This is a genomic window from Moraxella sp. CTOTU48841, from assembly GCF_032061225.1.
GTDB lineage: Bacteria > Pseudomonadota > Gammaproteobacteria > Pseudomonadales > Moraxellaceae > Faucicola > Faucicola cinerea.
On record NZ_DAMBFQ010000011.1, the window covers coordinates 31,882 to 45,628 of the forward strand.

At 43.4% G+C, this 13,747-nt stretch carries 14 protein-coding genes; 2 read left to right on the top strand and 12 right to left on the bottom strand.

Annotated features, from left to right (window positions below; all coding sequences use genetic code 11):
• Window positions 1–14 precede the first annotated feature (14 nt).
• The 12 genes from RT034_RS09620 to RT034_RS09675 form a co-directional block, all read right to left on the bottom strand.
• The gene (locus tag RT034_RS09620; protein ID WP_313016187.1) at window positions 15–875 is read right to left on the bottom strand and encodes a PilX N-terminal domain-containing pilus assembly protein; all 861 of its coding nucleotides are present in this window, start codon (window positions 873–875) and stop codon (window positions 15–17) included.
• Window positions 876–885: 10 nt separating this feature from the next.
• The gene (locus RT034_RS09625) at window positions 886–1,884 is read right to left on the bottom strand and encodes a PilW family protein (RefSeq protein ID WP_313016189.1); all 999 of its coding nucleotides are present in this window, start codon (window positions 1,882–1,884) and stop codon (window positions 886–888) included.
• Window positions 1,884–2,432, bottom strand: coding sequence for a type IV pilus modification protein PilV (pilV, locus tag RT034_RS09630; protein ID WP_313016192.1), 549 nt, complete (start codon window positions 2,430–2,432; stop codon window positions 1,884–1,886). The genes RT034_RS09625 and pilV overlap by 1 nt, the downstream gene beginning before the upstream one ends.
• Window positions 2,429–2,971, bottom strand: coding sequence for a pilus assembly FimT family protein (locus tag RT034_RS09635; RefSeq protein ID WP_313016194.1), 543 nt, complete (start codon window positions 2,969–2,971; stop codon window positions 2,429–2,431). Before RT034_RS09635 ends, pilV begins: the two co-directional genes overlap by 4 nt.
• Window positions 2,972–3,285: 314 nt before the next feature.
• Window positions 3,286–4,029: a ComF family protein gene (locus RT034_RS09640; RefSeq protein WP_313016196.1), complete on the bottom strand. Its 744-nt coding sequence runs from the start codon at window positions 4,027–4,029 to the stop codon at window positions 3,286–3,288.
• An 8-nt stretch (window positions 4,030–4,037) separates the two neighbouring features.
• Window positions 4,038–5,303 (bottom strand): phospholipase A, encoded by a 1,266-nt coding sequence (locus RT034_RS09645; RefSeq protein WP_313016198.1) that lies wholly within the window; start codon window positions 5,301–5,303, stop codon window positions 4,038–4,040.
• 155 nt (window positions 5,304–5,458) lie between these two features.
• Window positions 5,459–6,052, bottom strand: coding sequence for a DUF3465 domain-containing protein (locus RT034_RS09650; protein ID WP_313016200.1), 594 nt, complete (start codon window positions 6,050–6,052; stop codon window positions 5,459–5,461).
• Between the two features lie 76 nt (window positions 6,053–6,128).
• Window positions 6,129–8,282, bottom strand: a complete 2,154-nt coding sequence (locus RT034_RS09655; RefSeq protein WP_313016202.1) for a cytochrome c biogenesis protein CcdA — start codon at window positions 8,280–8,282, stop codon at window positions 6,129–6,131.
• A gap of 183 nt (window positions 8,283–8,465) precedes the next feature.
• Complete coding sequence (gene gspG, locus RT034_RS09660) at window positions 8,466–8,915, bottom strand: type II secretion system major pseudopilin GspG (RefSeq protein ID WP_060994583.1); 450 nt, start codon at window positions 8,913–8,915, stop codon at window positions 8,466–8,468.
• Between the two features lie 140 nt (window positions 8,916–9,055).
• On the bottom strand, window positions 9,056–10,261 hold the full coding sequence (gene gspF / locus RT034_RS09665) for a type II secretion system inner membrane protein GspF (protein ID WP_313016204.1): 1,206 nt from the start codon (window positions 10,259–10,261) through the stop codon (window positions 9,056–9,058).
• 27 nt (window positions 10,262–10,288) lie between these two features.
• Window positions 10,289–11,185: a hypothetical protein gene (locus RT034_RS09670; RefSeq protein WP_313016207.1), complete on the bottom strand. Its 897-nt coding sequence runs from the start codon at window positions 11,183–11,185 to the stop codon at window positions 10,289–10,291.
• 223 nt (window positions 11,186–11,408) lie between these two features.
• Window positions 11,409–12,392, bottom strand: coding sequence for an AraC family transcriptional regulator (locus RT034_RS09675; RefSeq protein ID WP_313016209.1), 984 nt, complete (start codon window positions 12,390–12,392; stop codon window positions 11,409–11,411).
• A gap of 472 nt (window positions 12,393–12,864) precedes the next feature.
• Here RT034_RS09675 and RT034_RS09680 point away from each other — a divergent pair, with 472 nt between their 5' ends.
• Together RT034_RS09680 and RT034_RS09685 are read left to right on the top strand one after the other, a co-directional pair.
• A complete protein-coding gene (locus tag RT034_RS09680; protein ID WP_313016212.1) occupies window positions 12,865–13,482 on the top strand; it encodes a 5-formyltetrahydrofolate cyclo-ligase in 618 nt (205 codons plus the stop codon).
• Window positions 13,469–13,732, top strand: a complete 264-nt coding sequence (locus tag RT034_RS09685) for a hypothetical protein (RefSeq protein ID WP_313016214.1) — start codon at window positions 13,469–13,471, stop codon at window positions 13,730–13,732. The genes RT034_RS09680 and RT034_RS09685 overlap by 14 nt, the downstream gene beginning before the upstream one ends.
• Window positions 13,733–13,747: the final 15 nt, after the last annotated feature.

The following is a 13,747-nucleotide window of genomic DNA, read 5'->3' on the forward strand; positions in this document are numbered from 1 at the left end:
CCACTGCTTATAATTTAGAAGAAACTGCTACACGTAGCACTCATTCCAGAACCTTTACTCAAACTGACACACTCTATATCATTTTTTTGATAAATAACCTCTAAACGCTGGTACAATTCTTTACTTGGGACACTCGCGTCTCGTAGACATTTTGTAGTATTTAACAAGTTCATTTTCGTATTTATCCCATGATAACTCGTACTGTAACAACTACCTACATCACTATAAGCGGGGATAGCAGATAATGATCTAATATCAAAGGATGTAATACCTTGGCGGTTGGTATTACTAGTACTGGTAGTATTATTAACATCATTACCTGTAATAGCCTTATCAAAGCCATTATTGCTATTAGAACTAACAGGTGCAACTCGTCGGATGCTCACTTGTGTCATGGTGGTTTGACGTCCACTTATATAATTATCTGCCTTGGCAGGGTCACATCGACCATTATCAAATACAGTACCAGTCCCTCTAAAAATAGTCGTCTTGTTGGTCAACGTTTGCAGTGCTCGTGGGTTGTAGCAATACACAAGTTCATCGCCCGAGTTCTGAGGGTTATCCAAAAAATAGCTAAATATACCGTTTTTTTCAATAAGTGCGGTCTGATAAGCAGTGGTATTTGGCCCCCCGTTGACCATTTGCTCTAATTGAATATTGGCACCATCTGCACTCTGTAACAACAACGTATTGATCTGATCGCTTGTTGCTACTTTTAAATTAGTCGTGCTTTGTCGCACTGCCATCGTGCCTACCAACATGATTAAAATAAGAATTAGCAATACGACGATAAGCGCCGCGCCTTGTTGACTTTGATGCGCGACTAACATTCGTTGTGGCTGTATTGCCAATTCTACGCTGCTTTTTTTTGTCATCGCATCGTCCTTATGGTATTTTTACAACTTGAGCATTGCGAAGCATGGTAGTGGACTCATAAGTTCTACGCAGATAGGACGTATTACTAGCTACTACATTGTTCACACCGAACAAGCTAAAGTTCGTTGGTATGTTAGACGCAACTATTGGCTTGGCACTTCGGGCAATAATGCCTACTTTGACTGCGACTATCGGAGCACGATAGATAGGACTAGTGGTCGCAAGACTATTATAAATAGCTGGTGACAAATAAGATAATTGCCCTGCTGGTGATTGTACACCCAGTAGTACCTTAAATTGGTCAATATTGGTCATAACCTCTTGACCTGCATCACCGAACCCTGGAATAGCAGGGGTATCCCCTGACGCAGGTGCCGCCGCTAAAATCCCTGTTCTTGCTGGATCAACCCTACCTGCATCACACCTTAGTGAATAACCAATCACATTACTATTGCTATCTGTAACAGCTTTCAAAAAATAACGCTCAATGACCTTTGCATCTATAGACACCGTAAAGCTTTCACAATCAACTTGGTCACTACCCGTAATATTGGTATATTGAATGGTTAGTTGGTCACTTTGCTGATTGGTTCCGCTAACCGCTTTCCATCCATTACCCGTGGTTGCAGGGTTATCAGCATTACCTGTGCGTGTCAACAAGTTGTCGCCAAACGTTGTAGCACTAACACCCATCACATTAGCTTGCGATAATACAATGCCAGCATCTGGCGTGTTATTACTGATACCTGGCGTAGTTGTATTTAGTGTAGTAGTACTTCCCAAGTTGGCTATACGCAACTCTTTCTCCAGTCCCTGTATGCCAAAAATACTGACATCTTGCAAATCGGCAGCCCCTGCTTGTGTTGTACCAGTGCGAACACTCACCATATAAATCTGAATCGCCGCAGCTGAGACCAACAGCCCAAGTACCAATGAAATCATCAGCTCAACTAAGGTAAACCCATGCTGTTTAGGCTGAATTGAAGCAATATATTGATTTTTTTGCATCAATATGCCTCCAACACGAAACACGTAGCACCCTTATTGTAGACGCCAGTGCTATCAATACAATCCGTACCTCCTGAACCTATTGTGGCAGTGGTATTACCCCAAGCTGCGATAAGACAGGATAATGGTGTTCCAGAAGAAGTTGCAGGACAACCTTCTAGTTTTATTTGAATTTCGTTATCTGCGGCGTATTGCTTGAGAGCAAGACCATCGCGAGTTGCGAGTTGTTGAATCGTGCAACTACTCGTACTGGTACCTGATGTTACTACACAGCTATCTTTGTTGATCGCTGCACCATCCACAGTTAGGCTACTCGTTAATACACTTGAATTTAACGCATCCCCAAACTTTGCAATCCCTGTAGGATTGGCTCGCATCATCTCGGCTGCTCCACGCATCATAGTAATAGCACGGCTACGCATGACGCTTTCATCCGTGGCTTTTAACGCAGTCAATTGCATAGCTGAAAACCCTAACACCGCAATTGCTAAGACCATAAGTGCCACCAACACCTCAATAAGACCTATACCACGTTGAGCTTGTATCATGGACAACTCCCATTTGTTGGACTTGTGATATTGCTATTGGCATCTACCATAACTTGATACTTTATTGTACCCGTACCCAAGCAAACCGAAAAACCGACTGTACTTGTAATGATAGTAGTAATGGTATCCCCTTGATACGCTTTTTTATCCCTACTAAAGCTTACTGCTGTCAATGTACTCGGTGATTTTCCTAATGTTACACTTTTATCAATATTGAAAGTTGCTTGTGGTGTGGATGTTGACACATTATCACCCACATTGAATAGTTTAAGATCTTTATTGGTATTGGTATCTGTTAAAACAACTTTAATGTCTTTTTGAGTAATAATGGCTCGAACTTTAGCTTCTTTAAACGCAGCTTCAATAGTGTGTGCCGCGTTTTTTATCTTCGCTTGTTGTATCTGTTTTTGCATACTAGGCGCTGCCATCGCGGCAATGATAGCTATAATCGCAATGGTGATGACAAGCTCAATCAGCGTAAAACCTTGGTCTTGGTCTCGATGATACTGTCTGTTCAAAACTTTCACCACGATACCCATCCATACCCCTCAATAAACGACCTATCATACCATGTTTACTAGCACAAACCATTCTAACATTAAAGCAAAAAACATACCTATTATCGCAGTATTTTTGTTAATTGTCGTACCTAAAGCTTACTACCGATAGTTTACCTCAGCCACTTATCGTTGCTAAGCGAATTAGGACGAAAGGGCGCTCACGTATTATCAAATCATTTTTAGCTTAGTATTTTAAAGCATCCTTCCAAAAACCTACTGGTAGCTTGCCTTTATCTGCGAGCTTTAACGATATGGCGGTGTAACTTTGGTCTCAAAACAGGGACAAGCAGAATCTAATGCAAAACCTTACCATGCAAGATTGAATACGCATGAATATGGGCAGATGGGTGATAATTTGTGAGTAGATTAGCCAATTCAGACAGGGTGGCACCTGTGGTGACCACATCATCAAATAAAATCAAACTTTTGCTAGGAGGCATATCTGTTAGGGAAAACGCATCTTTGATATTATCTAAACGCTCCTCTCGGCTTAGCCCCTGCTGGTGAGGTCGGTCAATTCGCTGCACACCGGTAAACACAGGGATTTGCCAGTGAAAGCTTAGATAAGCGGTTAATATAGCGAGCGGATCGAATCCGCGTTGCCTAATGCGCTGTAAACTTGTTGGTACTTTAACGATTAACGAATTTTTGGCATGGCATCCTTGAGGCGGCTTAAGCTGGCGGATGGCGTGTACCAAAACGGGTAGATGATGTAACTGCTGCCCATTTTTGTACCCAAGCATGATTTGATTGAGGGGATATTGATAGTAGCCGCTAGCTACGCCACGGATTGAGGTTTGGCTTAGTTGTAAGGTAAAAAATGACGTTGACCATTCAAACTGGCTATGGCATGGCTGACAAAGAAATTGCTGTCGATTAAACCAATGCTCATGGTGACGCGGGGCTAAGTTATCAAAGCCTGCTGCAGCGCAATTATTGATGCCACATAGTTGGCAACGGTGATGAACTTTCGCTTGATACACCAACGCCATGGCAAAGGGCAATCGCCACCAAGGCAAGGGGGCTACGATTGCCATAAACGCAGTTAAAGCCCTTTAAAATCATTGAACATGATACCAATACCGATATTGGTGCTCTTATGATTATAGTCTTGGATATTTTCACCATAGCCATGGAATACTTGTAAAATCGCTTTCATACCGCCTGTCAATGGATAAGCATAATCCACCTGTATAGCGCCTTTATTGGTACTTGGATTATAACGCATCACACCGCCGACTGTGCTTTGGTCATTGAGCGGATACAACCAACGCACATCGCCATAGCCCATGTAGTCCCCAATATCTGGGTTATCCGAGTCTTTACTGTTTTCATTTGCGATGAGCCACAGTCTTGGAATCACGGTGAGCTTGCCCCACTCCGTCCCTGCCATCGCATAGATACGATTCCAAGAACGTGATAACGGGTCTGATTGTCCATTTGATTCATGCACTAGCCCCGCGCCTAACATTCTTAATGACCCATTCCCAGGCAGATCACCCTTGATAGGCTGTGTCAAAAATATCTCTGGCTGGTAATCTGAGCTGCGAAAAGGTCTTGAACTTTTACCATTATACACTTGCCAATAAGACTGCTGGGTATAGCCAAGCCACACATCAGCATTGGTATCGAACACATCTTGGGCAAGCTTGGTTTTCATTGAAATTTGCAGCTTGCTATCTAGATGCTGCAAATAATCTTTCGATGCGCGAACATGATCTTGGGTGGGTGAATGAATGTCATAGTTTGGCGTCGCGTTGTACCAAAGCGGCATGACATACATGGGCAAATGGGGACGTATCGTCAGTATCCCTTTGGGATCATTTTTATCCAAGTCATATAACACACTCAGTGGCGTATATCTTTCCACATCCGCTGCGGTAACCCCCACTTGCTTTAAGATTGTTTTGTCTTGCTTGTTGGGCACTAAATGATCCAGTTTTTTTTGCTCGTTTTTAGTGGGAGTCAAGACGGTTGTCGTTTGATCCACGGCTAACACTGGCACCGCTTTACCTTCTTTGAGACTCACTTCCAAGGTTTTGGCAATATCAAGGGGCGCCTTGGCTTCAGGTTCGATTTTACCAACGCTTATCTTGTCAAAACAAGCCAACCGCGCGACATTGTCAGTGATTTTTGAACAGGTTAGTAGCGTTTGTTGGTCGACAGGAATAACGGTTGTTTTTATTAAAGTTTTTGCTGAAGCTCTTGTTGAGGATTTTGTTGAAGTTTTTGCATGCGTAGTTGCTGTAACTGTTAGTGTGGCTAGTATAGCAAGCGATAAAGAGGTATGGTAAAGCGTAAGTTGTGACATAGGTTGACCTTCTTACAAAAATATCGTTCATAATAGCAAAAATTGATGACAAATAGTTAACAAATGCATAATAATTTTTAACAGTAAAGTAAAGTTACAAGCAACTATTGGCTTGTCAATTATTGGTATTTCTATGGGTGCTTGTATGGATAATTCTATTGATACTGCTGGCCTTTATACTCAAGCCAACCGTCTTGATGACGGCTAGCGGGGTCACGGTGTGTCCAATGTACAACGCCACCTTTGTCGTTATAAATATATTCACCATAAAAACGAATGGGGTTTTTGGCTTGTATATCCTCGATGCGCGGTGCCAAATCAATATTATGGGCAATTAACACCGTGATGTTTGGATAGTTATCAATTTTGACCAAAAATTTTTGATGGCGGCTACCCTCATTATCGTCTTTTAGCACTTTAATCACCGTACCACACCCTAATACCTGTCGTTTAACGCTGGGATTTTTGGCTTGATAAGCTTGATTAATTACGGCGTTGTTGCATTGAAGATTTGTTGCTTGACGTTTTTTGTCAGTATAACTTGCTGAATTTTTAGTCGTCTGTTGATTGGACTTTGAGTCTGCTAATGGGGAATTTGGGCTTGCTAACTGGCTATTTCCGCTTTGGTTTTGGCTTTGATTTTGGCTAGGCTGTTGGTCGGCATTGCCTTCATGGGAACACCCAGTGACAAAAATTAGCACCCCCAAAGTTAACGGGATGGCTATAGACTTTGCTAACGGATATTTCAATTTTTGTTTAACCTTTATGGTTGAATGGGTCAATGAATCATTTGACTGATTTTTCTTTAACTGAGTTTAATTGGACTTAATTTAATTGGGACAAGACTTGCTCAAAATCAGGGCGTTTGACTTCACCGTTTTGTCTTGCTACCAGTTGACCGTTTTGGTAATACAACAATACAGGCGGACCGAACACGGCTAGTTGTTTATAGATTGCTTGGCTATCCGGCGTATTGTCAGTCACATCGAGTTTGACAACTTGCCAGCTGGCTAAACTTTGCGGCGGGTTGGCAAAAAGTGTTTTATCCATGATACGACATTCAATGCACCACTCTGCGGTGACATCGACGACTAGCTTTGGATATTGCGAAAGCAAGGCCTCAAGCTGTGACAGTTTGGTGATTTTAATCGTTTGAGTGGTCTTCGTTGCCGCGAATGCCGATTGCGCTGAGGTATTCACAAGCTTGTTAAGCGGCTGCCAACTATCTTGACTACCTGAGGCAGTGCCTATCACAAGACACGCTGACCAGATGCATGATAACAATGCTAGTGCTTGAGTGAGTAGTTGACCTTTTTTGCCGTGCCAGCGCCACAGCCATAAGCCAATCACAGCAAACCAAAGCGCCCATAGCATCAGCATCCAACTTGATAGCCATATACGCTCTATCATCAATAAAGCGACGCCAAATAACAGCAAACCAAAGCTGGTTTTGACCCAGTTCATCCACTCACCTGCTTTTGGCATAAAATTACCTTGAGTGGCGCCCAGTAAAATGAGCGGTGTAGACAGCCCAAGCCCCAACAAAAACAATGCGGCAAAACCCATCACAGGATCACCCAGTGCTGCCACACCTGCCAACGCGCCTGCAAGGGGTGCCGACACACAAGGTGAGACAACCAATGCAGAAAACAAGCCCGTCAAATAGCTACCACTTAAGCTGCCGAGTCGATTTTCCCCAATTTGGCTGATTTTTTGGAACTTAACACGCAGCGCATGCGGCAGTTGCCAGCGAATGACGTCCAACATGTACAGTCCAAGCAAGATAAATACCCCTGCAAAAACTAATAAAATGACAGGGTTTTGTAGCCAGTTTAATATACCCAAAGATTGCCCAAATAACGCAACCACTGCCCCCAAAATGCCATAACTAGTCGCAACACCCAAACCATAACTACCCGTGAGTAACAACCCTTTTTTGGCGGATGGACGATGTTGACGGGCAACGATATTGGCTACAATCGGCAGCATGGGTAGCACACAAGGGGTAAAAGCTAACCCTAATCCCGCTAAAAACAACAGCAATAATGCAACACCACTATGCTTGGTCAATCCAAAAATATCTTGATTGCTAGCGCTAGCCGTCAAACTCGTTGCCGCCACTAATGAAGCCGCGGGTTCAGTCATGACAGTTGTTTGGACAGGTTGAGACGATGCAACGGATGCTATAGGGGCGGATGCCGTTAACTGCGCTGTAGTTAAGACATCGGTCACTGTGGTTGATGCGACTTGCTGCCCCGCTGCGTCTGTACTGCCATTGGACAGCGCTTCTTTGGCAGAAGGTGGGCTAGTTGCCTCATTGACGGTTTTAGCAGGGGTCAAGCTAGCAGATTGCTGAGTTGTTGTCGGGGCGGCGTCATTGGTCGTCGCCACGGTATTGTTGACTTTGCCTTGCGCCATTTTTGATGTCATTGCGTCCGATTTTTTTGCTGCAGTTTTATTGGCGGCTGGCAATTGGGTAATGACAAATTTGGTCTTTTCAGGGGGATAGCAAAGTCCTACTTTGGCACAGCCCTGCCATTTGACCGTAGCAGGTTGTGAGTTGATTGCTTTATCCGCGCTCAAGGTGGTTGTGGCAGTAAAGGGTTGTTCAAATACAGGCACCCGACCAAAATCAGGGTCATCCACATAGGTCGGTGCTGCACTAAATTGTAGCGGCGTCGCTGTTACCCCGTCAGGCAATTGTAAGGTTAATTTATCCCGATACGCATAATAGCCTGCTTTGACATCCACATGAATGGTCACTACTTGCCCTTTTTGCTCAGTATAGACTTTAAAAGCCTCATGCACTGGTAGTGGCTTGTCTTTGACGGTCAAGCTGGGATTGTCACTGCCGCCAAAAACCTCGCTTAAACTAATCGCTTGGGCGCTTGGCATGGTAAGGCTAGTGACAGCCAGTAGCATGCCAAGCAAAGAGACATGACGACTCACGGTTCGAAAACAAAACAATGGCGTAGGCATAGGGGATATATTTTTCAAAGACAATTTCTCATACGTTTCAAATTCATACGTTTCAGATTTATACGTTTTAAGCCACGTAATTATATTATGACGACTAATTTTAGCTAATCCCTGTCCAAAAACCTAGCAAAAAAAATCAGAGTGCGTGACTCTGATTTCGTTAACCCAGTAACAGCACTAAACTTATAACTTAGCAAAAATGTCTGCGTCTTGTCCTTCGCCGCCTTCTTTGCCATCAGCGCCCAATGAGAATAAATCATAGGTTCTGCCTTCTGTACCTGGGATAACGTATTGTAGGTCATTATCCCAGCCATCTTTAGGAAAACCGCCTTTAATATACCCGCCCTCTGGCCAGTTTTTGGCGCCTTGTGGTGGCTTATTTAAGGCTTCTAAGCCTTCTTGGGTGGTGGGATAGCGACCATTGTCGACTTTAAACATATCAATGGCATTTGAGGTGGTGGATAAAGCCGTTTCGGTGGTTTTGACGCGGGCTTTGTCACTTTGACCCACCACTTTGGGTACCACAAGACCTGCCAAAATTGCCAAAATGACAATCACCACCATGACTTCAATTAAAGTAAAACCCGCTTGACGATTTTTTGATACATGAGCACAACACATACGAATTTCCATTTTTTAGATTTTTAGCGCTTTTGATAACGTGTTAGGATTTTACACGGCTTTTTTGACAATTTGCATACCGATTTGGTTAATTTTGTTGGATTATTTAGCCATTAATTATTTGGCGATTAATTATTTGGCGGTTTTAGGGTTTACCCTGCCAAATCATTCATATTGATAATCGGTAGCATCACTGCCATCACAATGGTCATGACAATCACCCCCATCAGCACCAACATCAGCGGCTCAAGGAGTGACAATAGCGTGCTAATCATATTGGTAGCTTCATTTTGCTGCATCGCTGCTGCACGCGTCAGCATGTCATCAAGCTCGCCTGAGTTCTCACCACTTTTAATCATTTGTACCATCATCGGCGGAAAATAATTACTGCGCTCAAGCTGGCTTGATAGGCTCGCGCCCTCGGTGACTTTTTCTGTGGCGCGCGCGATGGTATGTTTGATATGAATATTGGTGGTGACTGCCGCGCCGATGGCTAGTGCTTCCACCAACGGCACCCCTGAACGTACCAAAATCGCTAACGTACTGGCAAAACGTGATGCGTTCAGGTTTCGCGATAATTTACCAAACACCGGCAACCGCAAGACAACTTGGTCAAAAGTGGCTTTACCTGCCGCCGTTTTAATAAACTTCACAAATAAAAAAACCGCACCGATTAGCCCGCCTAATATCAGCCACCACCATTGGGTTAAAAGATTAGACAATGCCAACACTACTTGGGTGATCCATGGCAGCGCTTGCTCGGATTGTTCAAACACTTTGACAATTTTTGGCACGACAAAGCTCATCAAGCCCACCACCACTGCCACTGCCATCATCAGCAAGATTATCGGATACACCATCGCGCCTTGTACCTTTTTTTGCATGGCAAAGCGATTTTCGGTGTAATCGGCTAACTGGTTTAAAATCAAATCCAAATGTCCCGAGCGCTCACCTGCGGCAATGGTGGCGATATAAATTGCGGGAAAATTACCAGAGTCTTGTAGCGCGCTCGCTAGGCTATAGCCTTCCAATACTTTGGCACGCACGCCATGCATCAACGCTTTGACATGCGGTTTTTCGCTTTGTTTGGCAATCGCTTGCAACGCTTGTTCAATCGGTATCGACGCTGCCAACAACACCGACAATTGGCGGGTGATTAATGCCAAATCATACGCACCCACCCCTTTTTGCCACAATCGGTTGCGACTGACATCGGTTTTTTGTACAGGTGAGACTTCGACAGGCAGTAAATTTTTATCACGCAGTTGTTGGCGGATTAGCCTAGCAGAATCGCCTTCAAGAATACCTTGGTGTGACTTGCCTTGGGTATCCATGGCTTTGTACTGAAATGCGGGCATGTGAATTCCCAACGGGTAAAATTAGCGTTATTTTAAAGGCTTAATAGGCTGAAATAAAGACTCGTTTTCATTGGAATCATATTGTACCAACACCGATAGCTCATCGCGCAAATCTTGTTTGTTAAAGCTATTAACCTCAGTAATCAGCATTTTCTCGATTCGTTTGTCAACGGCGTATTCACTGACTTGCGCACAATAGATGGCTAATTGATAAACTTGCGCTTTGAGTGACTCATCGAGTGATTGCAATAGTCTCACCAATTCTGCCACATTGATGACTTGGTAAGGGTAATTGGGAATCGCCGCCTCTTTTAATGGGGTGACTGAATAGTTGACACCGAGATGGGCAAAATAATAACAACTAAATAAATAACCTAAAATATGACCAACAAAATAACCCCGGTCATTGTGATAGCATGCCACACCCAAAAACTCAATCACGGTCGCCGCCAAACTATGTTCAAGACCGCGAAATTCAGCGGATGATGGCACCAAGCCTACGGTTGGTAAGTTCATTAAATTTTTGCTTTGGCTGACAATCTGCCAACCAATCGGTCGCTGCGGCGGTAAATGATGGCTAATCGACATCACCAAATCATCGACGATATGTAAATTATTGAACAAATGCTGCAGTTGCATCAGCCCAACATTATCGCGCATGTTCAAATATTTGGCGACTTGCAGTTTTTTAGTTTCAATAAACTGGGATTTTTTACTGGAGATATAAAATAACAGTTGGTGGGGTTGGGAGTGCTCAAAATACTGGGTCACTGCGTTTTCTTGTGCATGAAACACGGCCGTGTATTGACTGGTCACATCCATTGGGTTAACACCACGATGGTCCATCGCAGGGTGTTCTGGATTGGGCTTGATGTGCAAGCCATGTGCTTCGACAGGTTGACCTTTGGTAGTTGAAGTTTCCATGTTGGCAATCGCAGCTGATAAAATATGGGACAGTGCTTGTCACTATATCATACCCCTGTCGACATAACCTAACAGATATTGCTATGAAAATAGACTGGTCATTCTTGGTTGCGATAAAACTCGCTCTAAGACATAAAGCTTGCTATAAAATGAAAGTGGCGATAACCACAAAACCGCAGCAAACCTGCTTTTTTGTGGTTAATCAGGGTTTTCGACTACTGACTCATTCCTCGCTCAAGCTGTCAGCAAAATGCACATCATCGGTTCGAAACGACTGGCGGTATTTTCGTGGTGACATTTTATAGACGCGTTTGAATGCTTGGCTAAAGGTACTATCGGAGGCATAACCCACTAACTCACTGATACGGCTGATGCTATTTTCTTGTAGCCGTAAATAACGCGCGGCAAGACGAAGTCGATAGTCGGTTAAATAAGTTAACGGCGGCACCCCCACCACTTCACGAAAATGTTCGGCAAAACTACTGCGTGACATCCCTGCGACTTCAGCTAACTTATGAATGGTCCAATTGGTCTCAGGTCGGTCATGCATGACTGCCAACGCCTTGGCAAGGTAAGGGTCTTTCACAGCTTTTAGCCAATTATCTGTCGCTTCGGGCAAGTCCTCGATATAGTTGCGCACACACTCAATCATCAAAATACTGGCGATACGATTGATAATGGTCATTTTGCCAAGTCGGTTCTGCTCAGACTCTAATGCCAAAAATTTGACACCCAAATCAAGCATAATCATTTTTTGCTCATCGTTTGATTCGCTTTCTGGCAAAATTTCTGGTAAAGCGCTGAGTAACGGGCGCGTAATCTCTCGATCGTAATGGCAGACAATCGCGACCATTTCAGTTGTTTGCGCTGGCTCATCACCTTGGCTAGAAATCGCAGGTTTACCCAAGTGGATAGTTTCAACAGTCTGGTTGCTTAATAACGGGGCAATGTCAATTGATGGGATATCGGATTGCCCTACACCACAAACAAGGTGTTTTTTGCCGCCTGGCACCATGACCACATCGCGCGCGTGTGCGTTGCGATATACATCATCGACCTTAATACTAATCCCACCTGTGGTAACCAAATAAAACACGATACAATCTTTTTTATCTAACTCAAACGACCACTCCCCAGTGGCGTGTATATAGTGATACTGAGTTTGATACAAATGTATATCTTCAAGCAACATACTGAGTGCATCCATTAATTTTTCCTAAGTTATCAACACAGCAATTTAAAAAAATGCAACATAAACTACAAACCAGCTAACTTACAAGCCAAACTTTAGTAATTGGACTTGAGATAAAAATTTAAAGACGTATACATAAACCGTCATCTTCACTATCAGCAATCATATCATCTTTTACAGGCGCTGCTGGTTAAGTTTGAGGCCGTAGGGCTACTAAAATCCAGTATTGCCAGTCACAAAAATGCTTTATTTTTCAAATATTTCAAAGAGAGTTGTTTAATAGGTAGTGGACACTTGTTATGGGTTATACACTAGCGGTAGAATATTTGGGTGTCTAAACAAATAAATAAGTAAATAAATAGCTAAGCAGCTAAACCTAATTAGCCAAATCAGCCATTTGGCTTTCTTTTGATTTTGATTTATTATCATGATGTATTATCAATGGCTTAACTATAATCCATAACCAATCCATCATCGCTATGAATCTATGAATTCTCATCACTTGCGTAAACAGTTACGTCAACAACGGCTACGCTTATCCAATCGCCACCGTAATCGCGCCGCTTATCAAGCACGACGAAGTTTAAACCGACTACAGCATCCTGCTTTAACTGGCAAAAACGTCAAGGTCGGGATTTTTGCAGATGCCTTTGGGGAAATGCCTACCCAACCGCTGATGGATTGGGCAAGGCAGCGCGGTTATCGTATTTATTTACCTGTCGTCACTGGCAAACATCAGCCGCTTGTATTTATCGAGTTTACTCAAAAAACTTGGCGACAATCTCGCCTACCCAAACACCCACTGGGTATGCGCCAACCTGAGAAAGGAAAAATGCTTAACGTAGCGGCGCTTGATGTATTATTTATGCCGTTAGTAGCAGCGGATAAAATTGGCAATCGTATGGGTATGGGTGGCGGTTACTATGACCGCACCTTAGCCAAGGCTAAAAACAAACCGCTTAAAATTGGCTGGGCTTATGATTTTCAATTGGTTGAAAAATTAAATGTTAATCCTTGGGATATCACGCTTGATGCCCTTATCACGCCTAGTAAACTATGGTTATTTAGACGCTATTTGGCGGAACTCTCCCATGCAAAAAAATGACAACTCCCTATTTCAACATGTGGTGATGACCTCACCTTCCATAACCGACAATGACGCTGATATTGAGATTAATATTGATAGCGATACCGATACTGATACTAGCCAAGTCCATCAACCCTTATACCCATCAAGCGGTGAGTTAAGCGATGCAGAAATTGCCAGTGTCATGAATCCCAATAGGTTAAATCAACTTTTAACCCAAGCTGATGCCTTTACCCGAGTGAATTCTGAAGACTTGGACGACTTTTAGATATATATAAATTAG

Coding starts and splice junctions, on each gene's coding strand:
- RT034_RS09620 (WP_313016187.1), bottom strand. CDS start 875: ATGACAAAAAAAAGCAGCGTAGAATTGGCAATACAGCCACAACGAATG.
- RT034_RS09625 (WP_313016189.1), bottom strand. CDS start 1,884: ATGCAAAAAAATCAATATATTGCTTCAATTCAGCCTAAACAGCATGGG.
- pilV (WP_313016192.1), bottom strand. CDS start 2,432: ATGATACAAGCTCAACGTGGTATAGGTCTTATTGAGGTGTTGGTGGCA.
- RT034_RS09635 (WP_313016194.1), bottom strand. CDS start 2,971: ATGGGTATCGTGGTGAAAGTTTTGAACAGACAGTATCATCGAGACCAA.
- RT034_RS09640 (WP_313016196.1), bottom strand. CDS start 4,029: ATGGCAATCGTAGCCCCCTTGCCTTGGTGGCGATTGCCCTTTGCCATG.
- RT034_RS09645 (WP_313016198.1), bottom strand. CDS start 5,303: ATGTCACAACTTACGCTTTACCATACCTCTTTATCGCTTGCTATACTA.
- RT034_RS09655 (WP_313016202.1), bottom strand. CDS start 8,282: ATGCCTACGCCATTGTTTTGTTTTCGAACCGTGAGTCGTCATGTCTCT.
- gspG (WP_060994583.1), bottom strand. CDS start 8,915: ATGGAAATTCGTATGTGTTGTGCTCATGTATCAAAAAATCGTCAAGCG.
- gspF (WP_313016204.1), bottom strand. CDS start 10,261: ATGCCCGCATTTCAGTACAAAGCCATGGATACCCAAGGCAAGTCACAC.
- RT034_RS09670 (WP_313016207.1), bottom strand. CDS start 11,185: ATGGAAACTTCAACTACCAAAGGTCAACCTGTCGAAGCACATGGCTTG.
- RT034_RS09675 (WP_313016209.1), bottom strand. CDS start 12,392: ATGGATGCACTCAGTATGTTGCTTGAAGATATACATTTGTATCAAACT.
- RT034_RS09680 (WP_313016212.1), top strand. CDS start 12,865: ATGAATTCTCATCACTTGCGTAAACAGTTACGTCAACAACGGCTACGC.
- RT034_RS09685 (WP_313016214.1), top strand. CDS start 13,469: ATGCAAAAAAATGACAACTCCCTATTTCAACATGTGGTGATGACCTCA.